Annotated in this window: 23 protein-coding genes; 13 read left to right on the forward strand and 10 right to left on the reverse strand. The window is 71.0% G+C overall.

What is annotated here, in order from left to right; genetic code table 11:
- Positions 1-72: 72 nt before the first annotated feature.
- Positions 73-951, reverse strand: a complete 879-nt coding sequence (locus tag I4Q55_RS45835) for a helix-turn-helix transcriptional regulator (protein ID WP_206789252.1) — start codon at positions 949-951, stop codon at positions 73-75.
- A 200-nt stretch (positions 952-1,151) separates the two neighbouring features.
- On the opposite strand from I4Q55_RS45835, the gene I4Q55_RS45840 reads away from it, so the two are divergent.
- Positions 1,152-1,949 carry an SAM-dependent methyltransferase gene (locus I4Q55_RS45840; protein ID WP_206789250.1) on the forward strand — a complete coding sequence of 266 codons (798 nt, stop codon included), beginning with the start codon at positions 1,152-1,154 and terminating at the stop codon, positions 1,947-1,949.
- Positions 1,950-1,970: 21 nt separating this feature from the next.
- Here I4Q55_RS45840 and I4Q55_RS45845 read toward each other — a convergent pair whose 3' ends face one another.
- Positions 1,971-2,351, reverse strand: a complete 381-nt coding sequence (locus tag I4Q55_RS45845; protein ID WP_206789248.1) for a sterol carrier family protein — start codon at positions 2,349-2,351, stop codon at positions 1,971-1,973.
- A 56-nt stretch (positions 2,352-2,407) separates the two neighbouring features.
- Between I4Q55_RS45845 and I4Q55_RS45850 the strand changes: the two genes are divergently transcribed.
- The 5 genes from I4Q55_RS45850 (at position 2,408) to I4Q55_RS45870 (ending at position 7,238) form a co-directional block, all read left to right on the forward strand.
- Positions 2,408-3,118 (forward strand): type VII secretion system-associated protein, encoded by a 711-nt coding sequence (locus I4Q55_RS45850; protein ID WP_206789580.1) that lies wholly within the window; start codon positions 2,408-2,410, stop codon positions 3,116-3,118.
- Positions 3,119-3,216: 98 nt separating this feature from the next.
- Positions 3,217-4,023, forward strand: coding sequence for a lysozyme (locus tag I4Q55_RS45855; protein WP_206789246.1), 807 nt, complete (start codon positions 3,217-3,219; stop codon positions 4,021-4,023).
- 193 nt (positions 4,024-4,216) lie between these two features.
- The gene (locus I4Q55_RS45860) at positions 4,217-5,086 is read left to right on the forward strand and encodes a lysozyme (RefSeq protein ID WP_206789244.1); all 870 of its coding nucleotides are present in this window, start codon (positions 4,217-4,219) and stop codon (positions 5,084-5,086) included.
- A 174-nt stretch (positions 5,087-5,260) separates the two neighbouring features.
- Positions 5,261-6,154 carry a hypothetical protein gene (locus I4Q55_RS45865; protein ID WP_206789242.1) on the forward strand — a complete coding sequence of 298 codons (894 nt, stop codon included), beginning with the start codon at positions 5,261-5,263 and terminating at the stop codon, positions 6,152-6,154.
- 4 nt (positions 6,155-6,158) lie between these two features.
- Complete coding sequence (locus I4Q55_RS45870; RefSeq protein ID WP_206789240.1) at positions 6,159-7,238, forward strand: pentapeptide repeat-containing protein; 1,080 nt, start codon at positions 6,159-6,161, stop codon at positions 7,236-7,238.
- Positions 7,239-7,346: 108 nt separating this feature from the next.
- Here I4Q55_RS45870 and purL read toward each other — a convergent pair whose 3' ends face one another.
- The gene (gene purL / locus I4Q55_RS45875; RefSeq protein ID WP_374194438.1) at positions 7,347-9,653 is read right to left on the reverse strand and encodes a phosphoribosylformylglycinamidine synthase subunit PurL; all 2,307 of its coding nucleotides are present in this window, start codon (positions 9,651-9,653) and stop codon (positions 7,347-7,349) included.
- 402 nt (positions 9,654-10,055) lie between these two features.
- On the opposite strand from purL, the gene I4Q55_RS45880 reads away from it, so the two are divergent.
- The 3 genes from I4Q55_RS45880 to I4Q55_RS45890 all read left to right on the forward strand — a co-directional run bounded on the left by I4Q55_RS45880 (position 10,056) and on the right by I4Q55_RS45890 (position 13,927).
- Entirely contained in the window at positions 10,056-11,690 is a 1,635-nt protein-coding gene (locus I4Q55_RS45880) for an ABC transporter ATP-binding protein (protein WP_206784507.1), read from the forward strand.
- Positions 11,687-13,432, forward strand: a complete 1,746-nt coding sequence (locus tag I4Q55_RS45885) for an ABC transporter ATP-binding protein (protein ID WP_206784506.1) — start codon at positions 11,687-11,689, stop codon at positions 13,430-13,432. The genes I4Q55_RS45880 and I4Q55_RS45885 overlap by 4 nt, the downstream gene beginning before the upstream one ends.
- Before the next feature lie 66 nt (positions 13,433-13,498).
- Complete coding sequence (locus tag I4Q55_RS45890) at positions 13,499-13,927, forward strand: pyridoxamine 5'-phosphate oxidase family protein (protein ID WP_206784505.1); 429 nt, start codon at positions 13,499-13,501, stop codon at positions 13,925-13,927.
- Between the two features lie 91 nt (positions 13,928-14,018).
- Here I4Q55_RS45890 and purQ read toward each other — a convergent pair whose 3' ends face one another.
- Together purQ and purS are read right to left on the reverse strand one after the other, a co-directional pair.
- The gene (gene purQ / locus I4Q55_RS45895) at positions 14,019-14,696 is read right to left on the reverse strand and encodes a phosphoribosylformylglycinamidine synthase subunit PurQ (RefSeq protein WP_206784504.1); all 678 of its coding nucleotides are present in this window, start codon (positions 14,694-14,696) and stop codon (positions 14,019-14,021) included.
- A complete protein-coding gene (purS, locus tag I4Q55_RS45900; protein ID WP_013230759.1) occupies positions 14,693-14,932 on the reverse strand; it encodes a phosphoribosylformylglycinamidine synthase subunit PurS in 240 nt (79 codons plus the stop codon). Before purS ends, purQ begins: the two co-directional genes overlap by 4 nt.
- A 155-nt stretch (positions 14,933-15,087) precedes the next feature.
- On the opposite strand from purS, the gene I4Q55_RS45905 reads away from it, so the two are divergent.
- On the forward strand, positions 15,088-16,656 hold the full coding sequence (locus I4Q55_RS45905) for a GMC family oxidoreductase (protein ID WP_206784503.1): 1,569 nt from the start codon (positions 15,088-15,090) through the stop codon (positions 16,654-16,656).
- 28 nt (positions 16,657-16,684) lie between these two features.
- Here I4Q55_RS45905 and I4Q55_RS45910 read toward each other — a convergent pair whose 3' ends face one another.
- From I4Q55_RS45910 to I4Q55_RS45920, 3 genes are all read right to left on the reverse strand, one after another.
- Positions 16,685-17,857 (reverse strand): MFS transporter, encoded by a 1,173-nt coding sequence (locus I4Q55_RS45910; RefSeq protein WP_206784502.1) that lies wholly within the window; start codon positions 17,855-17,857, stop codon positions 16,685-16,687.
- A 250-nt stretch (positions 17,858-18,107) separates the two neighbouring features.
- Positions 18,108-19,604, reverse strand: coding sequence for an aldehyde dehydrogenase family protein (locus I4Q55_RS45915; protein ID WP_206784501.1), 1,497 nt, complete (start codon positions 19,602-19,604; stop codon positions 18,108-18,110).
- 35 nt (positions 19,605-19,639) lie between these two features.
- Complete coding sequence (locus I4Q55_RS45920; RefSeq protein ID WP_206784500.1) at positions 19,640-20,785, reverse strand: MFS transporter; 1,146 nt, start codon at positions 20,783-20,785, stop codon at positions 19,640-19,642.
- 61 nt (positions 20,786-20,846) lie between these two features.
- Between I4Q55_RS45920 and I4Q55_RS45925 the strand changes: the two genes are divergently transcribed.
- Together I4Q55_RS45925 and I4Q55_RS45930 are read left to right on the forward strand one after the other, a co-directional pair.
- Entirely contained in the window at positions 20,847-21,779 is a 933-nt protein-coding gene (locus I4Q55_RS45925) for a DUF5937 family protein (protein WP_206784499.1), read from the forward strand.
- A gap of 44 nt (positions 21,780-21,823) precedes the next feature.
- A complete protein-coding gene (locus tag I4Q55_RS45930; RefSeq protein WP_206784498.1) occupies positions 21,824-22,459 on the forward strand; it encodes an MBL fold metallo-hydrolase in 636 nt (211 codons plus the stop codon).
- Positions 22,460-22,476: 17 nt separating this feature from the next.
- On the opposite strand, the gene I4Q55_RS45935 is transcribed toward I4Q55_RS45930, so the two are convergent.
- Positions 22,477-23,424 carry an SDR family NAD(P)-dependent oxidoreductase gene (locus I4Q55_RS45935; protein ID WP_206784497.1) on the reverse strand — a complete coding sequence of 316 codons (948 nt, stop codon included), beginning with the start codon at positions 23,422-23,424 and terminating at the stop codon, positions 22,477-22,479.
- 92 nt (positions 23,425-23,516) lie between these two features.
- Here I4Q55_RS45935 and I4Q55_RS45940 point away from each other — a divergent pair, with 92 nt between their 5' ends.
- On the forward strand, positions 23,517-24,173 hold the full coding sequence (locus I4Q55_RS45940) for a TetR/AcrR family transcriptional regulator (protein ID WP_206784496.1): 657 nt from the start codon (positions 23,517-23,519) through the stop codon (positions 24,171-24,173).
- Between the two features lie 19 nt (positions 24,174-24,192).
- On the opposite strand, the gene I4Q55_RS45945 is transcribed toward I4Q55_RS45940, so the two are convergent.
- The gene (locus tag I4Q55_RS45945; RefSeq protein WP_206784495.1) at positions 24,193-24,897 is read right to left on the reverse strand and encodes a DUF2334 domain-containing protein; all 705 of its coding nucleotides are present in this window, start codon (positions 24,895-24,897) and stop codon (positions 24,193-24,195) included.
- Between the last annotated feature and the right edge of the window lie 33 nt (positions 24,898-24,930).

The raw sequence follows: 24,930 nt of genomic DNA on the forward strand, positions 1-24,930 counted from the left end.
TTAACCGCTACGCCAAGTTACCGGTCGGCGGGCAGTCGCCGGCACCGCCGAACCGGGTACAGGCAAGGGTTTCTAGATCTCCTGGCGGCGCTTCGCGAGCATCGCCCGGCTCCGCTCCGGAGTCTCCGCGTCGACGGCCAGCATGTCGAGCGCGCGGCTGTACTTTTCGATCTCTTCGCGCTTCTCGATGTAGTGCGCGCCCGTCAGGTACTCGACGTAGGCGATGTTCGGCAGTTCCGGCTCGCCGAACCGCAGCAGTGAAAAGGCGTGCTCCGCGGAAAGGCCGCTGCTCTCGTACGGCAGCACCTGGACCGACACGTGCGGCAGCGCGCTCATCTCGAGCAGGAACTCGATCTGCTGCTTGAGGACCTTCGCGCCCCCGATCGGCCGGTGCAGGACCGACTCGTCGAGCACCATCCACACGCGGGGCGCGTCCGGCCTGCTGAACATCTTCTGCCGTCGCATCCGCAGCGCGACCAGCTGGTCGACGCGCTCGTCGGCCATGTCCGGCCGACCGTGGCTGAAGATCGCCCGCGCGTACGGCTCGACCTGCAGCAGGCCCGACACGTAGATCGGCTCCCAGATCTGGATTCGCGCCGCGGCTTCTTCGAGGCCGACGAGGTCGGTGAACCAGTTCGGCATGGTGTCGCCGAAGCGCCGCCACCAGCCCGGCTCGTTCGACTGCTTGACCATGTCGAGGAACGCCCGGCGCTCGGCCGGGTCGTCGACGCCGTACATCGTCAGCAGGTCGGTGACGTCGCGTTCCTTGAACCCGACCCGGCCCAGCTCCAGCCTGCTGATCTTGGACTCGGACCCGCGGATGTTGTATCCGGCCTGCTGACGGGTGATGCCGGCTTCTTCGCGGAGCCGGCGCAGCTGCGAGCCGAGGATCATGCGGCGCGCCGTGGGGCCGATGTTCTGTTCACCTGCGGACGCGTTCACCGCGTTCATTCCCGGCCCTTCCGCGCTCACGTCACCAGGGGGTTCTAGCCCGACTACCGAAAGTACACGTTGGGCCGTCCTGCGCAAAGAGGTGACCCGGTTTACCGCATGCGTGTGGAGTCCTACTCTACGTAGAGTACGAGACTTTCGACACAGAACTTGCGAGGTTCAAGATGCCCGACGCCGCGACCCGGACCGAACGAGTTCCTGTGGGGGTCGACCCGACCCGAGCGAGCATCGCGCGCGTGTACGACGCCTTCCTGCTCGGGAAGGACAACTACGAGATCGACCGGGAGGTCCTGCACAAGGTGCAGAAGGCCGCCCCGGAGGCGCAGGACCTCGCGTTCGAAAACCGCGGGTTCCTGATCCGCGCCTGCCGCTTCCTCGCCAGCCAGACGGGGATCACCCAGTTCCTCGACTGCGGCTCCGGCCTGCCGACCGCCGAGAACACCCACCAGGTCGTCCAGCGGATCAACCCGGAGATCAAGGTCGTCTACATCGACAACGACCCGGTGGTGCTCGCCCACGGCCGCGCGCTGCTCGAGGAGAACGAGAACACCCACTTCGTCGCCGAGGACATCTTCGAGCCGCAGCAGATCCTCGAGAACGAGGTCGTCCGGCAGCACATCGACTTCTCGCAGCCGGTCGCGTTCCTCCAGCTGGGCACGCTGCACCACTACAACGGCCCGCACGAGCGGCCGGCGGAGATCATGAAGGAGTACGTCGACGCGCTGCCGTCGGGCTCGTTCGTGGCGATCTCGCACTTCTTCGACCCCGAGGACGAGGACTCCGCGACCGCCCGCAAGATGGAGGACTTCTTCCTGCACAGCCCGATGGGCTCGGGCACCTTCCGGACGCAGAAGGAGATCGAGGACCTGTTCCCCGGGCTCGAGATGGTGCCCCCGGGCGTCGTGCGCTGCGCCGACTGGTGGCCGGACGGCCCGCGGCTCAAGGAGCTCAACGTGGCCCAGCGGACCATCGCGGGCGGGATAGGCCGCAAGCCGTAGCTCCTGTCCCGGCCCCGTCCGTCAGAGCCGGACGAGGGGGAGCCAGTGGGACAGGTCGGCCCGGGTGCCCGACGCGGACACCCGGCCGGCCGCCACGGCCGTGGTCCAGTCCAGTTGCCCGGTGGCCAGTTCGAGCCACGTGCGCGGGTCGGTCTCGATCACGTTCGGCGGGGTGCCCCGGGTGTGCCGCGGCCCCTCGACGCACTGCACCGCGGCGAAGGGCGGCACGCGCACCTCGACCGTCCGGCCCGGCGCGTCCGCCGCGAGCGCGCGCAGCGACAACCGGACCGCCGCGGCCAGTTCCGGGCGCGCCGGATCGGGCGCATCGCCCTGCAACCACGGGGAAACCGCCAGCACCGCCGCACGTAACTGTCCGGGGTCGACCGAACGCGAAGAGGCCATGGGCAAACAGTAGAGTGGCGCACCAAGACTTGGCAGGTACACCCGAGAACGTGGGGATGACGATGGCGCAGCGGGACGAGGCGGATCGGATGGTTTCGCAGCAGCCCACCGGAAGCGGAGCCGATCGCCCCGGCGGCAGGCACGGCAAGCACAACCGCGCCGCGCGTCGCGACGGCCGGCAGGCGCGGCGCTCCGGCAAGCAGGGAACGACGCCCGAGATCACCGAGGAAATGCGCGCGAACGCCCGCGCCAACCCGAACAGCTGGCTCTACGTCATCGACGAGGCCTTCGACCCGAACGGCCCGGTGCCGTCGTGGGCGGTCGTCGGCGCCTACCCGGTGAACGACGCCGGCGACGTCGTCGCCGACTTCCACCCCAACGACCGCTACCGGCCCTCGCCCAAGGCGCTCGGCTTCCCGGAACCGGCGAACGACCTCGAGCACCTGCTGCAGCTCGTCCGCACCGAGCACCGCCCGCCGTCGGACCTGCCGAAGGTGGTGCTCGACGCGACGCTGTTCGTCTACGCGATGTCGCCGGTGCAGCGGACCGTCATCGGCTTCCACAACACCGACGGCCGGGTCATGGTGCCCGCCTACACGCGCAAGGCGCTGGTGCCGCGCGAGTGGCCGCACGCGCGGGCCGTGCTCGGGCGCGACATCGTCGACCTGCTCGGCGGGCACCCGGTCGCGATCAACCCGCACGACCTCATCACGGCCGTCGTGCCGGCCGAGCACCTGATGAAGGCCATCGCCGACGAACGGCGCTGACCTGCGGGTCCCACTCCATCGAGTGATCATCGACTCGCCGATCCGGCGGCGCCGGTGCATCGTGAGGCTGAAGAAGTCTCACGAGATCGGTGGGGAGCATGAGGGTGAAAAGACGTTCGCTGCCCTTCGCCGCCGTCCTCGCGTCCGTCCTCCTCGTGACCGGGCAGGCGCCGGCGAAGGCCGACGACATCTACGCCGGGGCCCAGGAGCACTTCGCGGGTTCTCAGATCGCCAAGGTCGAGGGCGTCGGCGAAGCCCCCGGCGTGCTGTACGGCGGTGACGACCAGCAGCTCGGGCACGACGTCAGCGGGCACCAGGGTCCGGTCGACTGGCGGGGCGCGGCCGGCTCGGGGGCCAAGTTCGTCTACGTCAAGGCGACCGAGGGCACCGGCTTCGTCAACCCGCAGTTCGCGCAGCAGTACAACGGCTCCTACAACGTCGGCCTGATCCGCGGCGCGTACCACTTCGCCCGGCCGGACATCTCCGACGGCGCGGCGCAGGCGCGGTACTTCCTGGCCCACGGCGGCGGCTGGTCGGCCGACGGCAAGACCCTGCCCGGCGCGCTCGACGCGGAGTACAACCCGTACGGCGAGACCTGCTACGGCAAGGACGCGGCGGGCATGGTCGCCTGGCTCCGCGCCTTCTCCGACACCTACCGCGCGGCGACCGGCCGTCCCCCGACGATCTACACGTCGACGAGCTGGTGGAAGCGGTGCACCGCGAACAACGGCGGCTTCGGCGCCAACCCGCTCTGGATCGCGCGCTACAACAGCTTCGTCGGCGAGCTGCCCGCCGGCTGGGGCGTGCACACGATCTGGCAGTTCGCCGACCGCGGCACCCTGCCCGGCGACCAGAACTGGTTCAACGGCTCGGCGGACCGGCTGCGCGCCCTCGCACTGGGCTGAACGGCCCAGCATTTCCAATAATAGGTGTTAACCTGTCACCAATTAACGATCTTCTTCCCGGGAAAATCACCCACACGTATACCCAATTTCACGGAACTGAGTGACAAACGCCACTTCGTCCTCAACAATCGTGCTCGAGCGGCTACCTGCAGTAAGCCGCTCATCGCGAGGGTATCTGTGAAGGGATCCAACGATGTCCACATCCCGAAGAGGGCGGCTGTTCGCTGCCCTGGTCGTCCCGGCCACGCTGCTCCTGCTCGGCAGCTCAGCCCAGGCGGCGACCTTGTCCCCCGAAGTCGACCCCGTGGCCGCGATCAACGCGGACATCGCACAGCACAACCACGATCTGGGGTCGCAGATCCGGCGCGTCGAAGGCGACAAGTCGACACCGGACACGCAGAAGGCGGCGCAGCAGCCGCAGCCCGGCCAGGCCATCCCCGGCCAGGTGCTGGCCACGGTGGCCGGCATGGACGTCGCCAGCTACCAGGGCAACGTCGACTGGGCGTACTGGTGGAACCAGGGCAAGCGGTTCGTCTGGACCAAGGCCACGGAGAGCACCAGCTACACGAACCCGTACTTCGCCCAGCAGTACAACGGCTCCTACAACCAGGGCTTCATCCGCGGCGCCTACCACTTCGCCACGCCGAACACCTCGAGCGGCGCGGCGCAGGCCAGGTACTTCGTCGCCCACGGCGGCGGCTGGTCGAAGGACGGCAAGACGCTGCCGGGTGCGCTCGACATGGAGTACAACCCGTACGGCTCGACCTGCTACGGGCTGAGCAAGGCGGGGATGACGTCGTGGATCCTCGACTTCCACGACACGTACAAGTCCCTGACCGGGCGCTGGCCGGTCATCTACACGTCGACGAGCTGGTGGAGCCAGTGCGTGAGCGGTGACTTCTCCAGCACGGCCCCGCTGTGGGTCGCGCGGTACGCGTCGTCGGTCGGCACGCTGCCTTACAACTGGGGCTTCTACACCGTCTGGCAGTACACCTCGAGCCCGCTCGACCAGGACACCTTCAACGGTGCCTACGACCGGCTCCAGGCACTGGCCAACGGCTGATCCATCCCCCGACCGGCTCCCGGTCGTGACGGTTTCGCGCCGCCACGACCGGGAGCCGGTTTCATGCCGTACCGTCCGAGCTTGCAGAATGCTGCAGTCACGTCCTGGGGAACCGCACGCGTCCACCGGACGTCGGAAGCGCACGAACCCCCAGCGCCCGGAAGGCATGGACCGATGACCTACCCGCCTCAGCCGGGCCAGCCCGGCCAGCCCGACCCGTACGGCCAGCCGCAGTCCGGCGGCGTCCCGCAGCAGCCGTACCCCCAGCAGGGCGGGTGGGACCCCAACCAGCAGCAACAGCCGTACCCGACGCAGCAGTACCCGCAGGGCTGGGACCCGAACCAGCAGCAGGGGTACCCCGCGAACCCGCAGCCGACGTGGGGCGACCCGTACGCGCAGCAGCAGCAGCAGTCGGCGTGGGCGGACCCGAACGCGCAGCAGTACGGCCAGCAGGCCTGGGACCCGAACGCGGCAGGCCAGGTGTCCGGCTGGGACCCGGCGACCGGCGGCTACTCGCAGGGCTTCGGCGGGCCGCCCGCGCCGCCGAAGAAGAGCAAGACCGGGATGTGGATCGCCATCGGCGCCGCCGTGGTCGTCGTGCTCGCCCTGGTGGGCATCACGGGTTTCGTCGCGCCGGGCTTCTTCCTCTCGAAGGACGACACCAACACGGCCGCGCCCCCGTCGTCGAGCACGTCGGCCAAGCCGTCCCCGTCGAAGCCGACGTCGAAGAAGCCGACGACCTCGGCCACGAAGCCGCCGTCCGGCAGTGACGGCGGCAGCTCGGACGCCAAGGCCGTGCTGCAGGGCTTCATCGACAAGCTGAACGCGGGCGACAACAACGGCGCCGTCGCGCTGGGCTGCGCGGACTCGAAGGAGCTGCTCACCTCGTGGCTCGAGACGTTCCTCAAGCCGCCGCTGCAGCTGCAGCTCGGCGACGTGCCCGCCGACAAGTACCTGGTCGAGGGCGAGGTCACCGGGACGTCCGCCGGCAAGCCGGTCAAGGGCACGCTGAGCGCGACGAACTTCGACAAAAAGGGCTTCTGCGTCAGCACCATGCTGGTGTCCTGAGCCGGTGAAGCTGTGGCGATCGCCGCTGGCGTGGACGTTCCTCGCGTCGGTGGTGCTGCTGCTGGGGGTCGGCGGCTGGCTGCTGGCCGACCCCGCCACCAGCCGCAGTGACGCGCTCAAGACCGGCGGCCTGGCCGGCGGCGCGATCGTGGCGCTGTACGCGCTGTGGCTGAACGACCGCCGCCGCCGGGTCGAGGAGCGGCGGCAGGACATCGAGCGGCAGCGCCACGAACTCGAAGCGCAGCGGGCGGAGCAGGACCGCGAGCGGGTGGCGGACGAGCGGTTCGCGAAGGCGGTCGAGCTGCTCGGCCACACGGCCGACCAGGTGCGCGTGGGAGCGCTGCACGCGCTCGCGGGGTTGGCGCGGAGCCGGCCGGACTACACGCAGACGGTGCTGGACGTGCTGTGCTCGTACCTGCGGCGGCCGTTCGAGCACGCTCGCTACAGCGATCCGCTGAAGGACGGCAGTCCCGAAGAGGAACGCGAACTCACGGTCCGCCTCACGGCCCAGCGGCTGATCACCGAGCTGCTGCCCGGCCGCGACGACCCGGGCCCGGCCTACGACCTGGACCTGACCGGCGCGGTGCTGGAGTACCTGGACCTGTCGGGCAGGCTCGTCGGCGGCCTGCTGCTGCGGCACGCGTCGCTGCGCAGCACCACCAACTTCAGCGGCTGCCGCTTCACGGGCCGCGTCTACCTCACCGCGGCCGGCACCGGCGACGGCCGGCTGGTGGGTTACTTCCGTTGCCGCGGTGCGGTTTTCGAGAGCCACGCGTGGTTCAGTGGCACGGAGTTCGCGGAGACCGCGGAGTTCACCGACACGACGTTCGCCGGGCGGACGACGTTCAAGGACGCGAAGTTCGCCGGCGACGCGGTCTTCTCCGGCGTTGCCGCTTCGGACTCGCTGGACCTGCGGCGGACTTCGTTCGAAGGCCAGACCGATCTGCGGTTCGCCTCGCTGCCCGAGTCGGTTTCGCTGTACAACACGCTGGTGCGGGCCGAGAAGGACGTGCGGTTGCCGGAAGCGTGGAGGCTCGAAGAACTACGCGACGGGGCTGCCCGGATCGTCGCCGAAGCGGGCTGAGCAGCCCCCGTTTTCCACGCTACCGGAGGGCACCGACAGTTTCCGGTGCTCGCTTGACCGGGGTGGGGGGGGGGGGCCCCGCCGGGCGGCCCCCCCCCCCCCCCCGGCTCAGTCGAACAGGGCCGGGAGCGTGCGCTCCCAGGCCTCGCGCAGCTCGTCGAGCGTGAACTCCGTGATGCCCTGCAGCTCCAGCGTGCCCGACTCCGGGTCGACCACGCCGGTCTTGCGCCACGGGAGGCCGCGCGCGGTGCACATCTCGGTGAAGCGGAGTTCTTCCGTGCGCGGGACCGCCACCAGCACGCGGCCGGCGGACTCGGAGAACAGCTGGACGAACGGGTCCTGACCGTCGTCCAGGAACACCCGGGCGCCGCACTGTCCGATGAGGACGGTCTCGACCAGCGTCTGGATCAGGCCGCCGTCCGACAGGTCGTGGGCCGCCGAGATCATGCCGTCGCGGGAACCCGCGACCAGGACCTCGCCCAGCAGCTTCTCGCGGGCCAGATCGACCCTTGGCGGAACGCCGCCGAGGTGGCCGTGCAGCTCGCGGGCCCACGCCGAACCGTCCAGCTCGTCGTGCGTTTCCCCCAGCAGCAGCAGGGTTTCGCCGGCTTCCGCGCCGATGCCGGTCGGGATGCGCCGGGTGACGTCGTCGATCACGCCGAGGACACCGATCACCGGCGTCGGCAGGATCGCCGTGTCACCCGTCTGGTTGAAGAAGCTGACGTTGCCGCCGGTGACCGGGATGCCCAGCTCGACGCAGCCGTCGGCGAGGCCGTGCACGGCCTGCTCGAACTGCCACATCACGCCCGGGTCGGTCGGGGCGCCGAAGTTCAGGCAGTCCGACACCGCCACCGGCGTCGCGCCGCCCGTGGCCACGTTGCGGTAGGCCTCCGCCAGCGCCAGCTGCGCGCCGCGGTACGGGTCGAGGTAGACGAACTTGCTGTTGCAGTCTGTCGCCACCGAGACACCGCGGCCGGTGGACTCGTCGATCCGGATCATGCCCGAGTCCGACGGCTGGGCCAGCACGGAGTTGCCGCGCACGTACCGGTCGTACTGCGACGTCACCCATTCCTTCGACGCCTGGTTCGGCGACGAGATCAGCTTGAGGACGTCCGCGCGCAGCTCGTCCGGAGTGGACGGACGCGGCAGCTTCGCGGAGGTGTCGGCGATCAGTGCGTCCTGAGTGGACGGACGCTCGATCGGCCGGTCGTACACCGGGCCCTGGTGGGCCACCGTGTGCGCCGGGACGTCGACGACGACCTCGTCGTGCCAGGTGATGACCAGGTGCTCGCCGTCGGTGACCTCGCCGATGTCGGTGGCGATGACGTCCCACTTGCGGCAGACGGCCATGAACGCCTCGACGTTCTCCGGCGCGACGACCGCGCACATGCGTTCCTGCGACTCACTGGAGAGCACCTCGGCGGGCGTCATCCCCTTGGCGCGCAGCGGAACGCGGTCGAGGTAGATGTGCATGCCGCCGTCGCCGGCCGCGGCCAGCTCCGACGTCGCGCAGGACAGCCCGGCGCCGCCGAGGTCCTGGATGCCGACGACGAGCTTCTGCGCGAACAGCTCGAGGCAGCACTCGATGAGCACCTTCTCGGTGAACGGGTCGCCGACCTGGACGCTCGGCAGCTTCTTGCGGCCCGACGCCGACTCGTCACCCGAAAAGGTGTCACTCGCCAGGACGGAAACGCCACCGATGCCGTCGAGGCCGGTGCGCGCGCCGAACAGGATGATCTTGTTGCCGGTGCCGGACGCGAAGGCGAGGTGCAGGTCTTCGACGCGCATCGCGCCGACGCACAGGGCGTTCACCAGCGGGTTGCCGGAGTAGGAGGGGTCGAAGACGAGCTCGCCGCCGATGTTCGGCAGGCCGAGGCAGTTGCCGTAGCCGCCGACGCCGGCGACCACGCCGGGCAGCACGCGCTTGGTGTCGGGGGCGTCGGCCGGGCCGAACCGCAGCGCGTCGGCGACCGCGAGGGGCCGCGCGCCCATGGCCATGATGTCGCGGACGATGCCGCCGACCCCGGTCGCGGCGCCCTGGTAGGGCTCCACATAGGACGGGTGGTTGTGGCTCTCCACCTTGAAGGTGACGGCCCAGCCCTCGCCGATGTCGACGACGCCGGCGTTCTCCCCGATGCCGGCCAGCATCTTGGCCTTCATCTCGTCGGTGGCGGTCTCCCCGAAGTAGCGCAGGTGCTTCTTGGAGGACTTGTACGAGCAGTGCTCGCTCCACATGACCGAGTACATGGCCAGCTCGGCGTCGGTGGGCCGGCGGCCGAGGATTTCCCGGATGCGGGCGTACTCGTCATCCGCGAGGCCCAGTTCGCGATATGGCTGGGTGTGCTCCGGGGTCGCCCCGGCGCGCTCGGTGGTGTCAACGGTGCTGGTCACGGTGTCCGTGTCAGGGTTCGCCACGGCCGTCAGGATACGTGCCGGGCCCGGCCACCCCGGACACTGGGCCACCGAAGCCGGACACCCCGCGGCCGCTGTGACCGAGCCGACATTCGAGGCCCGGCCGGAGCGCCCCAATGTGGCCTTCGGTGCGCTCAACGCACCCAAGGTGGCCTTCGGTGCGCTCAACGCACCCAAGGGTGGCCTTCGGTGCGCTCAACGCACCCAAGGTGACCTTGGGGCGCTTGGGTGGCGAGCTTGTGGACAACCCGGGGTGCGCTCGGGGCGCGCGGGCCGGAATTGTCGGTGGGCGCGAGTAACGTTGAAACCGGGGGTCCCCCAAGAGGGCGGGGCACCCGGCGGTGCCCGGCGAGGCGCCCGAAAATCGGTCGCCTTCCTCCCGGGGTCGGCTTACCGTCGAGAATCGTGCTTTCCGCCACGTACCCCTTTCCGCCGCTGCGGCTGCCCGCGCGGCCGACCGCGAGCCGCTTCCTGCTCGCCGTGTTCCGAGCCCGGCTCGGCTCGGTGCTCGGCGCGGCCGCGATCGGTGTCGTCTGGGCGCTGCCCGGTGCGCTGCTGCCGCTGGTCGTCGGCCAGGGCATCGGCGCCATCGGCGCGCACGACGGCGCGGCCGTCTGGCGCTGGGCGCTGGCTGCGGCCGTGCTAGGACTCGTCCAGACGGTCTTCGGGACCTGGCTGCACTTCCTCAACTACGGCCTGTGGCTGCACGGCGCCGGAACCACCCAGCGGACCGTGTCCGCCCACACCACGCGCGTCGGCGCCGGGCTGCGCGAGCAGACCACCACCGGGAACCTCGTCGCCGTCTCCACGACGGACGTCAACCACATCGGCAACACCGTCGAGATGACCGGCCGCGCGGTCGGCTCGCTGCTGGCGTTCGTCGTGGTCGCGGTGTGGCTGGTCTCGACGTCGCCGCTGCTCGGCGTGGTCGCGCTGGTCGGCGTGCCGGTCGCCGTGCTCGGCATCGGACCGCTGCTCGCACCGCTGCAGAAACGCAAGGCGAAGCAGCGCGAGAAGCGCGGGGACGTCAACGCGCTCGGCGCCGACATCGTGTCCGGCCTGCGGATCCTGCGCGGCATCGGCGGCGAGCGGCGGTTCTTCGCCCGCTTCCGCGAGACGAGCCAGCGGGTGCGGCAGGCCGGCGTCGAGGTCGGCAAGGCCGAGGCGTGGCTGGCCGCGGCGGAGGTCGCGCTGCCCGGCCTGGTCACCGTGGTGATCACCTGGCTCGGCGCGCGGCTGGCCGTGGCCGGCTCGATCGGCATCGGGCAGCTGGTGGCCTTCTACGGCGTTTCGGCCTTCCTCATCTGGCCGGTCAACGCCGCGACGGAGGCCGTCGGCTCGATCACCTCCGGACTGGTCGCGTCGCGGAAGGTGGTGACGCTGCTGGCGATCCGCCCGAAGCTCGCGGACCCGGAGACGCCGGTGCCGCTGCCCGAGGGCCCGCTGGAACTGGTGGACACCGAGTCCGGGGTCCGGGTCGCGCCGGGCCGGCTGACGGTCGTCGACTTCGGGGCCGGCGGCGAAGCGGTGGCCGACCGGCTGGCGCGGTTCGCCGATCCGGCCGAGGGCGAAGAAGTGCTGGTCGGCGGGGTCCGGGCGGACCACGTCGCGCTCGCGGAGCTGCGGCGGCGGATCGTCTACGCGCACAACCAGGACATCTGGTTCTCGGGCGTGCTGCGCGAACAGCTGGCGCCGGCGCGGCCGGGCGGCGTCAGCATCACCGAAGCGCTGTATGCGGCCGACGCCGACGACATCGTCGACGCGCTGCCCAACGGCGTCGACGAGGTGATCGGCGAGCGCGGCCGCGAGGTGTCGGGCGGCCAGCGGCAACGGCTGAACCTGGCCCGCGCGCTGGCGACCGACGCCGACGTGCTGGTGCTCGACGAGCCGACGTCGGCGGTGGACGCGCACACGGAGGCCCGCATCACCGAACGCGTCGCCGAGCTGCGGCGCGGCCGGACCACGGTGGTGTTCAGCCAGAGTCCTTTGTGGACACATGTAGCGGACGAGGTCTTCACGGCGAAGGCGGTGACAGTATGAAGCGGCTGCCCACGGCGGCCCGGCGGGACGTCCGCCGCTGGGCCTGGCAGACGGCGAAGGCCCACAAACGCGAGTTCGGCCTGCTGCTCGGCTCGCTGGCCGTGGCCACGCTGATCGGGCTGGCCGGGCCCCAGCTGCTCGGCGCGCTGGTCGACGACGTCGCGGCCGGCACCACGACCGGGCACGTCGACGTGCTGGCGGCGGTGTTCGTCGGCATCCTGCTGCTGCAGGCGGTGGCGCGGAAGATCGCGCGGATGCGCGGCGCGGTGTTCGGCGAGCTGGTGCTGGCCGAGACCCGCGAGGAGTTCGTCGGCACGGCGTTGCAGCTGCCGCTCGGCACGGTCGAGGCGGCGGGCACCGGCGACCTGCTCAGCCGGGCCACCACCGACCTCGGCCGGATCGACCACGCGGCACGGTTCGCCGTGCCGCAGATCCTGGTCGCGGCGGTGACCGTGGTGTTCACGATCGTCGCGATGATCGTGACGTCGCCGCTGCTGTCGCTGGGCCTGCTGGTCGCGCTGCCGCTGCTGGTGCCCGTGAACGTCTGGTACCAGCGGCGGATCCCGGCGGCCATGCAGTGGATGCTCGACCGCTGGGCCGACCTGACCACCAGCGTCCACGAGACCGCGGAGGGCGCGCGCACGACCGAGGCGCTCGGGCTGACCGAGCGGCGGATCGACGCCGCGTACGACGCGCTGGACCAGAGCATCTACGGCGAACGCCGGATGCGGGCGCTGCAGCTGCGGTGGCTACCGTCGCTGGAGATCAGCTACGTGCTGCCGCTCGCGGTGATGCTGCTGCTCGGCCTGCTCGCATACGCACAGGGCTGGGCCGGGCTCGGCGTGATCACCACGATGCTGCTGTACGTGCAGGGCATGGCGGCGCCGCTGAACGAGGCGCTGTTCTGGCTCGAGGACCTGCAGGTCGCGGCGGCCGCGGCCCGCCGGATCCTCGGCGTCCGGTCGGTCGCGGTCGAGGACGCGCCGAAGGTCGACGAGGTGCCGCGCGGGCGGGACATCGACGTCCACGACGTCCGGTTCAGCTACACCGCCGACCGCGAGGTGCTGCACGGCATCGACCTGCGGGTGCCGCGCGGCGAGCGGCTGGCGATCGTCGGGCCGTCGGGCGCGGGCAAGTCGACGCTCGGCCGGCTGCTGGCCGGCATCGCGGCGCCGTCCGCGGGCTCGGTGCGCATCGGCGGGCAGGACGTCTCGGCCCTGGCCGACGACGTGCTGCGCGGCGAGGTGCTGCTGCTGACCCAGGAGCACCACGTGTTCTCCGGGACACTGCGGCAGAACCTGGCCCTGCCGGCCCGCCGGGCGGGTGGTGACTGGACGGACGACGAGCTGACGGCGGCGCTGGCGTCGGCGGGCGCGTCGGACTGGGTCGCCTCGCTCCCTGCCGGGCTGGACACGAAGCTGGGCTCGGGCGAGCACCCGGTGCCGGCGGCGATCGCGCAGCAGCTGGCGCTGGCCCGCGTGGTGCTGGCGGACCCGCACACGCTGGTGCTCGACGAGGCGACGTCGCTGCTGGACACGGGCTCGGCCCGGGACCTGGAGCGGTCGCTGAACAGCGTGCTGGAAGGGCGGACGGTGATCGCGATCGCCCACCGCCTGCACACGGCCGCGGCGGCCGACCGGGTCGCGGTGGTCGAGGGCGGCCGCATCACGGAGCTGGGCCCGCACGAAGAGCTGCTGTCGGCGGGCGGCTCGTACGCCCGGCTCGTGGCGGCGGCTTCGTAGTCCGGAATGTCCGAAGTGCGCGACGTGTTGCTCCCCGGGTAGGCGACCTTCTACCTGGGGAGTGACATGTCGTCGTTCGTGATGACCGCGGCGGAACGCGAAGAGTTCCTGAGTGGCGCGCACGTGGGAGTGCTCGCGGTGGAGCGGTCCGGCCGGGCCCCGCTGGCCGTGCCGGTCTGGTACGACTACGAACCCGGCGGCGAGCTGCTGATCTGGATGGACCGCGACACGGTCAAGGACCGGTCGATCCGCGCGGCAGGCCGGTTCAGTTTGGTGGCCCAGGACGAGAACCCGCCGTACAAGTACGTGACGGCCGAGGGCCCGGTGGTGGCGAACGACGAGCCCCCGACGCGCGAGCAGGCACTACGCATCGCGAAGCGCTACTGGCCTTCCGACCAGGCGACGGCGTACGTCGACTCGGCGCTGGGCGAGAAGTCGGTGCTGGTCCGGATGCGCCCGGAGAAGTGGCTGTCGAACGACCAGAGCAAGAGCTGACAAGAACCGGGGCTGTGGACAACTGAAGTCCACAGCCCCGGAACTGTCGGTGCGCGCCGGTAGCATGACTACCGGGGGGCGCGGCCCGACCTCAAGCCTTCACGAGCGCGTCCACCGCGCTGAAGAACATGCCGAGCCCGTCGTCCGACGGCCCGGTCAGCGCGTCGATCGCGTGCTCCGGGTGCGGCATCAGCCCGACGACCCGGCCGTTCTCGCTGCGGATCCCGGCGATGTCGTTGCGCGACCCGTTCGGGTTGCCGCCGACGTACCGGAACACCACGCGGCCCTCGCCCTCGAGCTCGTCCAAAGTGGACTGCTCGGCCATGTAGCAGCCGTCGATGTTCTTCATCGGGATGAGGATCTCGGCGCCGGTGTCGTAGCGCGTGGTCCACGCCGTTTCGGTGTTCTCCACCCGCAGCCACTGGTCGCGGCAGATGAAGTGCAGGCCCTGGTTGCGGATCATCGCGCCCGGCAGCAGACCGGCCTCGCACAGGATCTGGAACCCGTTGCAGATGCCGAGCACCGGCATGCCCGCGCGCGCCGCCTCGATCACCGGCGTCATGACCGGCGCGAACCGGGCGATCACGCCCGCGCGCAGGTAGTCACCATAGGAGAAGCCCCCGGGGACGACCACCGCGTCGACGTCACGCAGGTCCTCGTCCGCGTGCCACAGCGGCACGGCCTCGCCGCCGGCGTAGCGGACCGCGCGGGCCGCGTCGCCGTCGTCCAGCGTGCCGGGGAAGGTGATGACGCCGATGCGCGCGCTCACGCGTCCACCCGCGTGATCGTCCACTGCTCGATGACCGGGTTCGCGAGGAAGCCTTCGGCGATCTTCTCCAGCGTCGCGTCGTCGACCGTGTCGTCGACCTCGATCTCGAAGTGCTTGCCCTGGCGGATCTCGGTGATCCCGGTGAACCCCAGGCGGCCGGCGGCGCCGAGCGCGGCCTGTCCCTGCGGGTCGAGGATTTCGGGCTTCGGCATGACGTCGACGACGACTCGGGCCACGGCAGGCTGCTCCTTATTCACGCAGGTCGTGGGTACCCCGCGAGCATAGTTCACCCTCTCGACCCCCTGGCGGGGCCCACCGGGAAACCTAGACTGGCCCGGGGCGCGGCGCTGCGCCATGATGAGTCGTTGACACCTCGCCAACAGGAGGCACCGTGGCCGTCCAAGACTCCTACGACTACGTCATCGTCGGCGCCGGCAGCGCGGGCTGCGTGCTGGCGAACCGGTTGACCGAAGACCCGGCGGCCCAGGTCCTGCTCCTCGAAGCGGGCGCGGCGGACACCGCGGACGAGATCCACATCCCGGCCGCGTTCGCGTCGCTGTTCAAGACCAAGTGGGACTGGAACTACGAGACGGTCGAGCAGAAGCACACGGGCAAGACGTCGTACTGGCCGCGCGGGAAGATGCTGGGCGGCTGTTCGTCGATCAACGCGATGATCTACATCCGCGGCAACCGCGCCGACTACGACGGCTGGCGCGATTCACACGGCGCCGAGGGCTGGGGCTGGGACGATGTCCTCCCGTACTTCAAGCGCGCCGAGGGCAACCAGCGGCTCGGCGGGCCGCTGCACGGAACGGACGGGCCGCTGCACGTCGAGGACCGCCGGTTCACCCACGAACTTTCGCACGCCTGGGTCGATTCGGCCGTCGCGTGGGGACTCAAGCGCACCGACGACTTCAACGGCGAGAGCCAGGAAGGCGCCGGCGTCTACCAGGTGACGTGCAAGAAGGGCCGCCGCTGGTCCACCGCGGACGCCTACCTGCGCCCGGCGCTTTCGCGGCCGAACCTGACCGTGAAAACGTGCTCGCCCGCCACCCGCGTCGTCTTCGAGGGCACCCGCGCGGTTGGCGTGTCCTATTTGGACAACGGCGTGGAGCAGACAGTGCACGCGTCGGCCGAGGTCATTCTTTCGGGTGGTGCCGTCAACTCGCCGCAGTTGCTGATGGTGTCGGGCGTCGGCCCCGCCGAGCACCTGCGCGAACTCGGCATCGACGTCGTCGCCGCGCTGCCGGGCGTCGGCGAGAACCTGCACGACCACCCGGCGTGCGGGATCATCTGGTCGACCCGCGACACGACCGACCTGGTCGACGCGGCCTCGCTTTTCGGGTTGGCGCGCTACCAGCTTACGCGACGCGGCCCGTTGACGTCGAACATCGGCGAGGCGGGCGCGTTCTACCCGACCACGGACGGGCTGCCGGCGCCGGACATGCAGATCCACGTGGCGCCGACGTTGTTCTACGACAACGGTTTGCGCGAGCCGACGGTTCCCGGGTTCACGTCCGCGGCGACGCTGGTGGACGTCGCCAGCCGCGGCCGGCTGCGGCTGAAGTCCGCGAATCCGTTGTGGAAGCCGGAAATCGACCCGGCCTACTACGCCGAGCCGCGCGACATGGAGACGATGATCGCGGGCTTGCGGGCGTTGATCGAAATCGGGCAGGTGGGGCCGTTGCGGCGGTTCCTGGACAAGCCGTTCCTGCCGTTGCGGCACGACTTGAGTGATTCCGAGCTGGCGGAGCACATCCGGGAGAAGACGCAGACGCTCTATCACCCGGTCGGGACCTGCTCGATCGGGTCGGTGGTCGATCCGCAGCTGCGGGTGCAGGGGGTGGAGGGACTGCGGGTGGCCGACGCGTCCGTGATGCCGGTGGTGCCGCGGGGGAACACCAACGCGCCGACGATCATGGTGGCGGAGAAGGCGGCGGACCTGATTCGGGGGCGATGAGGGCGGGCCGCGGCCCCCGGTATCCAGTTTAGCGGCGGGTACCGACAGTTCCGCGGGTGCGGAGCCCGGCCACGGCGAGGACCGCCAAGGCCAGCAGCCAGAGCGTCGCCAGCGACAGCGGCATGCCCACGTGACCGAGCCAATCGATCGCGACGCCGGAGTACGGGGGGCCGGCGATCCCGCCGAGCCCCCAGACGATGGCGAACGCCGTGTTGCCCAGCAGCAGGCCGGCACCTTCCAGCCCCGCACCCAGCATGGTGAGCGCCAGCGGGTACCCGGCGAAGGCCAGCCCGCCCCACACCGCGACCAGCGGCCAGAACACCCAGGGCACCCCCACCGCCCAGGGCAGCGCCAGCGCCCCGGCCGCGCCGGCGGACAGCGAAAGGACCAGCACCCTTCGAGGGCCGATCCGGTCCGCCAGCCGGCCAAGCGGGTACTGGAACAGGACCTGCCCGACGAGCAGGACCGTCAGCGACAGCGCGGCCGACCGCGGGGAAAGCCCTTCACCGAGCAAGTAACCGGGCAGGAACTGCAGCGTGACGCCGTCGAACACCGACACCGACACCACCGCCACCAGCAGCACCGACAGCCTGGCCAGCAGGCTCCGGACCGGAATCGCGCCGCTCGACACCATCCGCGGTACCCGGGCCCGCGCCGCCCACAGCGGCACCACCGCGAGCAGCGGGCAGGCGACGGCGACCGCGAGCGGGACCAGCGGATCGGTGCCGGCCACCGCCATGACGGCGGGCCCGACCGCGAATCCCAGCGCCATCACCGAGGTGTAGGCGGCGACCAGCTGTCCCCGTCGCGGCCCGGCAGTGGCCTCGCAGATCCACGTCTCGCCGAGGACGAACATCGTGACCGAGCAGGAGCCGACGGCGAACCGCACCACGAACCACAGCGCGAGGTCGTCGGAGGTCGCGAGGACGGCGAGCAGGACCGCGATGGCGACCGAGGCGGTCACCATCGCCCGCCACGGCGAGACGACCCGCAGCAGGCGGGGGATCAGCGGTGCCGTCAGGACCATGCCCAGCGGGGTCATCGCGCCGTTCGCCCCGACGACGCCCCTCGGCAGGCCACGCTGTTCGAGCAGCAGCGCCAGCAGCGGGTAGGTGATACCGAGCGTGATTCCGAATACCGCGATGACGACGATGGGCGCGGCCACCGCAGGGCTGGGGCGAGCGGGAGCCGAAATCGTCATCGGCGGATGCGGGACGAGTTCACAGTGTGCTCCTTCGGCGGGAAAAGGCACCTTTCGAGTTACCCCGCCGAGAGTCTTACACTTTTGTTTCCGCAGGTCAGCGGCATACGTAGTTCTTCAGCGCTTCGCGCGGAAATCCGGGAAAATCGCGGACCAGATATCGTTGAAACGCAATTCGCGCATTCGTTTCCGCGAATCGACGAAGGCCGCCATCGGGGGTAAACCCGAGGCGGCCTTCGGTGTCGGTCGATCAGCGCTTTCCGTGGAGGATGGTCACCAGCTTGGCGACCAGCGCGTCCGTCGATTCCTTGCGGCTGAACGATGTCAGCGTCAGCGGCGCCGTGAAGCGCTGACGGGCGATCGCCTTGGTGCGGGCGAACTCGCGCAGCCCTTCCGGGCCGTGGATCCGGCCGAAGCCCGAGTCACCCACGCCACCGAACGGCAGCGACGCGATCCCGGCGAACGACAGCGGTGCGTTGATCGCCGTCATGCCCGTGCGCAGCTTCTCCGCCAGCTCCACGCCTCGCGACTTCGAGAACACCGTCGACCCCAGGCCGTACTTCGTGCTGTTCGCGCGCTCCACCGCTTCGTCCATGTCACGGACCTTCGCGATCGTCACCGTCGGGCCGAAGGTCTCCTCCTTCACCGCCTCGGAGTCCTCCGGGACGTCGACCAGCACCGTCGGCTGCGCGTACCGGTCGCCCACCGCGTCCTCGCCGCCGATCACCGCCTTGCCGCCGCGGGACAGGGCGTCCTGGATGTGGCGCTTGATCACGCCCAGCTGGGACGGCATCGTCACCGGGCCGTACTGGGCCGCCTCGTCCGAGCCCGCGCGGACGTCCTTCGACTTCTCGACCACCTTCGCCACGAACTCGTCGTGGACCTTCTCGTGGACGTACACGCGCTCGACGCCGATGCACGTCTGGCCCGAGTTGGAGAACGCGCCCCACACCGTGGCGTCCGCCGCCGCGTCGAGGTCGGCGTCCGCGTCGACCAGCACCGGGTCCTTGCCGCCCGCCTCGATGACCACCGGGGTCAACGTCTCGGCCGCCGCCGCCATGATGCGCTTGCCCGTTGCCGTCGAGCCGGTGAACGCGATCTTGTCGACACCCGCGGCGACCAGCGCCGCGCCCGTCTCACCGAAGCCGGTGATCAGCTGCAGCACCGGGTGCTCCGGCACGATCTCGGCGAACGCGTCGACCAGCCACTTGCCGACGCCCGGCGTGTACTCGCTCGGCTTGAACACCACCGCGTTGCCCGCCGCGAGCGCGTACGCGATCGAGCCCAGCGGCGTGAACACCGGGTAGTTCCACGGGCCGATCACGCCGACGACGCCCAGCGGCTGGTACTCCACCGTCGCCGCCTGGTTCGACATCAGCAGGCCCGCCGAGCGCTTCTGCTTGCCGAGGATCTTCTTCGCGTGCTTGCCCGCCCACGCGATGTGCTCGATGGCCAGGACGCTCTCCAGCTGCGCGTCGGCGATCGGCTTGCCGGTCTCGTCGCGGACCACCTGGCACAGCTGCGGCAGCCGCCGCGTCAGCACGCCCTTCCAGCTCTTGAGCCGCTCGGCGCGCCCGGCGAAGCCCAGGCCGGCCCACCACTCCGCCGCGACGCGCGCCCGTTCGACAGCCGCCTTGACGTCCTCCGCGGTGTGGATCGGGTAGGTTCCGACCACCTCGTCGGTCGCCGGGCTGAGCGAGTCGAAGGTCTCGCCGACCGTCGTCGGCTTCGGCTGGACGGCAGTCATCGGCGTCTCCCGTAGGTCGAGGGGTCAGGCCCAGGTTACGACGTTACTGACACTGTGCCAATAGCTCGTGCGGGCTTCACCACCAGCATTCCACCGGCGATCGCCGCGGCAAAGGCACCGAACACCGGGGCGAGCCACAACGGCAGCACGCCGACCGCCAGCGAGCCGAGCCCGAAACCGCACGCCTGCACGGTGAAACTCAGCGAGAACCCCGCTGACCTGCGGTTTTTCGGCAGCAGACGCTGCAGGTTCACCGACGTCGCCGCCACCAGCGGCCCGGTGCACCCCCCGATGACGGCCACCGACGCGAGCAACCCGGGCCAGCCGAGGTCGGCGGCGAGCACGAGGCCCCCGGCCACGAACCCGCCGAGGAACAGCCGCGGGTCGCCGGTCTTCCCCCGCCACGCGTAGAGCGCGCTGCCTGCGATGCTCGCCCCGCTCAGCACGGCGATCACCACGGGCGCCGCGGTCGCCGGCGCACCCAGGCGCTGGACCAGGGGCAGCGGCGCCACCTCGATCGTCGACAGCAGGAGCCCGACGGTGAACGCGCAGGCCAGCCACGGCAGGTAGGTGATGAGCCGTGCCGCCGGGACGTCGTCGCCGGATTCCGCCCGATCGGGCTCAGCCGCGCGGCGCGGGACGAGCACGGCAGCCGCCACACAGGCGACGGCCATGGCGGCGACCGGGACGAACGTGCCGGCCAGGTCGAGCAGCGCGACCAGCGCCGGGCCGCCGATCAGCACGCCCTCGAGAATCATCGCGTCGACGGAGATCGCGCGAGGCAGCAGCGCGTCGTCGACCGTGTCGGCCAGCAGCGTCCGGAAGCCGCCGGACAACGCGCCCGCGAAGACGCCGGGCAGGAGGACGAGCGCGAGCAGCACGGCGTTCGGCGCGCGGTTCGCGGCCGCCACGGCCAGTACGACGAACCCGACGGCCGTGACCAGCAGCAACGCGGGGAGGCCGCGGGCCGGGCCGACGCGGTCCAGCAGCCGCCCGACCGGCACGGCGCCGGCCATCTCGGCGACGACGAAGACCGACATCAGCACGCCGCCCAGCCGGTAGGACCCGGTCGTGGCGGTGGTCAGCAGGGTGAACGCGAGCGGCGCCATGGTCGCCGGCAGCCGGGCGAACTGGACGCCCGCGGACCAGCGCCAGTACGCGCGGTGGGTGAACAACGACATGCGCACACGCTCGCGCGCCTCGGCCTTGCGGCACACTGATTCGGGTGAGAGCGAATCAGTCATGATCGAGCTGGTCCTGACGGCGGCCGGTGCGCAACGCGTCCGCTTCGCGATCTCGCCGCTGGAGGAGGTCCTCGGCGCGATCCAGACGTTGCTCGGCGTCCGCGCGCACCCGACGCACCTGCCGTGGCTGTCCGGCGTGCCCGACGTTCCCGAGCTGGCCGCGGTCCTGAGCGCCCGGCACTACATCACCGAGTTCCTGAGCCCGCCGCCCGATGGTCCGGAGACGACCGCCGAAGCGCAGCTCGAGGTGGTCCGCGCGACGCCGCCGGCGCAGGTGGCGCTGGAACTGGGCATGGTCGACGCGGACCTCTCCCACCTGCCCGCCGACCCGGCGGCCGCGCGCGACCTGCTCGCCGGCCAGCTCGAGACGGTGTGGAACGCCCTGCTCGCCCCCGAGTGGCCCCGCCTGCGCGAGCTGCTGGCGGCGGACATCGCGTTCCGGACGCGGCAGCTCGGCTCGGGCGGGCTCGCAGGCATGCTGGCAGAGCTCCACCCGCGCGTCCGATTGTCGGGGACGTCGGTGCTGGTCGACGTCCGGGCCCGGGAACGGCTTTCGATCGACTCGCGGGGCCTGCTGCTGATTCCGGCGGTGTTCGCCTGGCCGAACGTGGGCGTGGTGACGGTGCCGCCGTGGCAGGTTTCGCTGCTGTACCCGGCTCGCGGCGTGGCCGCGCTGTGGACTTCGTCCGCGGCCCCGCCGGAACCGCTGGCCGAAATCCTCGGCCGGACTCGGGCGTTGCTGCTGACGACCCTCGACCGCCCGGCGGCCACGACCGAACTGGCCCGCCGGCACGACCTGGCGCCGGCCACGGTTTCGGCGCACCTGACAGCGTTGCGCGGAGCGGGGTTGCTGGCCTCGGAGCGACGTGGACACCGGGTGCTGTACCGGCGGACGGAGCTGGGCGACGCGTTGCTCACCGGGAAGCTCTGAGCGGGACTAGGCTGGAGTTGTTCACTCGCAAAGGAGAACCATCGATGCGTATCGTCCATTTCGGACACGCCTGCGTACTGCTGGAGACCGGCTCCGAGCGGATCCTGATCGACCCGGGCAAGTTCTCCACCGGCTTCGACGGTGAGCGGGAGCTGTCCGCCGTGCTCATCACGCACCAGCACTTCGACCACCTCGACGTCGAACGGCTGCCCGGGGTCCTCGAAGCCAACCCGGGCGCCAAGCTGATCGTCGATCCCGGGTCCGCGCCCGAGGTCGAGAAGCTGGGCCTCGAATTCGACGTCGCCAACGTCGGGGACGCCTTCGCCGTCGGGGACACCTCGATCAAGGCCGTCGGCGGGGAACACGCCGTCATCCACGCCGACATCCCCGTGATCCCGAACATCGGGTACGTCTTCGACGACGGCGCCTTCTTCCACCCCGGCGACTCGTTCTTCGTGCCGGACCAGAAGATCGACGTGCTGGGCCTGCCGACCGGCGCGCCGTGGCTGAAGGCCGGCGAAGCCGTCGACTACCTGCGAGCGGTCGCGCCGCGGGTGGCCGTTCCCATCCACGAGGCCGTGCTCGCCAGCCCGGCCATGCACTACGGCCTGTTCGGGAACCTCGCGCCCGAAGGCACCGAGGTCAAGGTGCTCGACCGGGGCGAACCCGCGAAGTTCTAGGCCACCGGGCGTGCCGGTCACGAACCGACCGGCACGCCGCACAACTCGGCCGCGCGCTGCCACAGCTCCTCCTCCCGCTCCTTGTCGTACGACTCCGCCGACGACGGCACGACCCGGCCGCGGTCGAGGTACGCCCCCGACTCGGCGGGCCGGGACACGGTCATGGCCGCGACCAGCCCGGCGCCCGCGGCCTTCGGGCTGGACGCGATGGGCGTCGCCCACAGCAGCGGGAGCAGCCACCGGAAGCCGAAGCGCTGGATCGCGCCGGCGTCGCGGACGAGGCCCGTGCCGGGCACCAGCCCGGGGGTGTAGGCGTAGACGTCGATGCCCGGAAGCCGCCTCGCGAGCGCGTGCACCAGGTACTGCACGCCGAGCTTGCTCGTCGAATAGGCCCGCCGCCCCGCGGTCACGGTCTCGGCCTCGGCCTCGGGGCCGGTGCCCGGCTTGGCGAGGCTTCGCGGATCGGCCCACCGTGGCGCCGGCACGAGACCCATGTTGTGCCGGAAGTCGCCGAAGTGCGACTCGCTGCCCGTGATCACGACGCGCGCGCCCGGCTCCAGCCTGTCCGCGAGCAGGCGGAGCAGCAGGTAGTTCGCCAGGACGTTGATGCCGAACGTCGCCTCGAACCCGTCCGCCGTCGCCTTCGTGGCCGACGCCGTTTGCACCCCCGCGTTGGCCAGGACACCCGCCAGCGGGGGAATCTCCCGCTCGTCGAGCAGCTTCCGCACGGTTTCCGCGGCCGCGCGCACTTCCGCCAGCGAGCCGAGGTCGCACGGAACCGCCCGGACGTTCGCGTTCCCCGTGCGCGCGGCCAGGTCCCGGGCGAGCCGGTGACCAGCCTCCTCCCCGCGCACGAAGACGAGCAACAGCTGGTCCGGCCGGTCGCGCAGCAGCCGCTCGGCCGCCGCCCGGCCCAGCCCGCGGCTCGCGCCCGTCATGAGCAGCGTCTTCGCCGGTTCGGTCATGGTCCCATCCCTCGTCACTCGATCGGGTACTCGATTCGAATTGGTACTCAGTACCGTAGCGCACTCGATACCGGATCCGCTACCTTGGAGACATGGAAAAACGCCCCTCACTGCGGGAGCGCAAGCAGAAACAGGCTCGTGAGCAGATCGTCGAGGCCGCCTTCGAGTTGTTCGCGGAGCGCGGCTTCACCGAGGTCACGGTCACAGACATCGCGGAGCGCGCAGAGGTGGGGCGGACGACGTTCTTCCGGTATTTCGGCGACAAGCAGGAGGTGGTGTTTGCGGATGAGCAGCAGTTGCTGAACCAGCTGGCGGAGCGGCAGCGGGCGTTGCCCGACGAGGCACCACAGAGTCTTCCGGCGGCTCTGGGGCAGGTTCGCGCCTTGGTGCTCGAGGTGTGCGCGGAAGCGGCCGAAGACGCGCACTACGAGATGCACCAGCGGCTGGTGGAGCAGAACCCGGAGCTCAAGGACCGCAGCGCGCGGAAGCTGCAGCGGTTCGCCGAGCTGGGCGAAGCGCTACTGCTGGAGCGCGGCACGCCCAGGGAGGTCGCGGTGCTGGCGGCGCAGCTCGCCGTGGCCTGCTACCAGGCGGGCAGCCGGCTCGCCGGCACCGACGCGGCCGCGCTCGTTCCGGCGGTCGACGTGGCCTTCGGCCGGCTCGACGTGCTCCTCGACCCGAGCCCGGCGCACTCGGTCACGAACGAGCGCCAACCCCGGCAGGGGCGGTGTTTGACAACTCCAGAGTGAAGCGTGGCCCCGCGGCCGTTCAGGCCGCGATCGCGCGCAGCGAACCGTACGTCGCGCCGAACGCGCGGTTCTCCAGGGCGACGTCCACCGCGTCGAGCAGGGCCTGGCGGAGGCCGGGGCGGGTCAGGTCCGTGGCATCCACCCCCAGCCGGACCAGCCCGCCCCGGCGAGCCGACCGCGCGGCCGCCAGCACCAGCGCGAAGCAGCGCACCGTCTCGGTGCGGTGCGACTGGCTCGTGAACTCCTGGACCCGCGCGCGGCGGACCTCGCCGGTGACGAGGTCCCGCACCGCGCCGAGGTCCGCGCATAGCCGGAAACCGTGCTCCGCCAGTGCTTGCAGTGTGCCCTGGGAGGCGATCCAGCGCGGCGGCGCGAAGCCGTCGGCCGACAACCCCGCGTTGTCCAGCGCGGCCTTCGCCGCGATCAACCGCAGGCGTGCCTCGTGCGCCGGCAGGGTCGCGAACTCCGCCCGCTTGCCCAGGTACACCGTGCGGTGCGTGGGCGTCACGGTGTGGTCGTAGCCGTGCAGCAGCACGGAATCACCGCGGCGGGCGCGGGTACGCACCCACTCCGTCACCGGGCCGTCGCCGGTGCGGGCGGCGTACAGCACCGAGAGCGGCACCTTGCGGCGGTCGAGCTCGGCCGCGAGGTCGGCGCACCGGTGCAGCGTGCGCGGGGTGATTCCCGACAGCGAAACCAGCAAGCGAGCGTCCACGGCCTCCATTGGGACGCACGCGGCTGACACTCCCGTGAACTG

The sequence above is a fragment of the Amycolatopsis sp. MtRt-6 genome (assembly GCF_017308975.1).
In the GTDB taxonomy this organism is placed as follows: Bacteria; Actinomycetota; Actinomycetes; order Mycobacteriales; family Pseudonocardiaceae; genus Amycolatopsis.

Coding starts and splice junctions, on each gene's coding strand:
- I4Q55_RS45835 (WP_206789252.1), bottom strand. CDS start 951: ATGAACGCGGTGAACGCGTCCGCAGGTGAACAGAACATCGGCCCCACG.
- I4Q55_RS45855 (WP_206789246.1), top strand. CDS start 3,217: ATGAGGGTGAAAAGACGTTCGCTGCCCTTCGCCGCCGTCCTCGCGTCC.
- I4Q55_RS45930 (WP_206784498.1), top strand. CDS start 21,824: ATGCGTATCGTCCATTTCGGACACGCCTGCGTACTGCTGGAGACCGGC.
- I4Q55_RS45940 (WP_206784496.1), top strand. CDS start 23,517: ATGGAAAAACGCCCCTCACTGCGGGAGCGCAAGCAGAAACAGGCTCGT.
- I4Q55_RS45865 (WP_206789242.1), top strand. CDS start 5,261: ATGACCTACCCGCCTCAGCCGGGCCAGCCCGGCCAGCCCGACCCGTAC.
- I4Q55_RS45920 (WP_206784500.1), bottom strand. CDS start 20,785: ATGTCGTTGTTCACCCACCGCGCGTACTGGCGCTGGTCCGCGGGCGTC.
- I4Q55_RS45935 (WP_206784497.1), bottom strand. CDS start 23,424: ATGACCGAACCGGCGAAGACGCTGCTCATGACGGGCGCGAGCCGCGGG.
- I4Q55_RS45890 (WP_206784505.1), top strand. CDS start 13,499: ATGTCGTCGTTCGTGATGACCGCGGCGGAACGCGAAGAGTTCCTGAGT.
- I4Q55_RS45945 (WP_206784495.1), bottom strand. CDS start 24,897: ATGGAGGCCGTGGACGCTCGCTTGCTGGTTTCGCTGTCGGGAATCACC.
- I4Q55_RS45925 (WP_206784499.1), top strand. CDS start 20,847: ATGATCGAGCTGGTCCTGACGGCGGCCGGTGCGCAACGCGTCCGCTTC.
- I4Q55_RS45860 (WP_206789244.1), top strand. CDS start 4,217: ATGTCCACATCCCGAAGAGGGCGGCTGTTCGCTGCCCTGGTCGTCCCG.
- I4Q55_RS45885 (WP_206784506.1), top strand. CDS start 11,687: ATGAAGCGGCTGCCCACGGCGGCCCGGCGGGACGTCCGCCGCTGGGCC.
- I4Q55_RS45845 (WP_206789248.1), bottom strand. CDS start 2,351: ATGGCCTCTTCGCGTTCGGTCGACCCCGGACAGTTACGTGCGGCGGTG.
- I4Q55_RS45850 (WP_206789580.1), top strand. CDS start 2,408: ATGACGATGGCGCAGCGGGACGAGGCGGATCGGATGGTTTCGCAGCAG.
- I4Q55_RS45915 (WP_206784501.1), bottom strand. CDS start 19,604: ATGACTGCCGTCCAGCCGAAGCCGACGACGGTCGGCGAGACCTTCGAC.
- I4Q55_RS45910 (WP_206784502.1), bottom strand. CDS start 17,857: ATGACGATTTCGGCTCCCGCTCGCCCCAGCCCTGCGGTGGCCGCGCCC.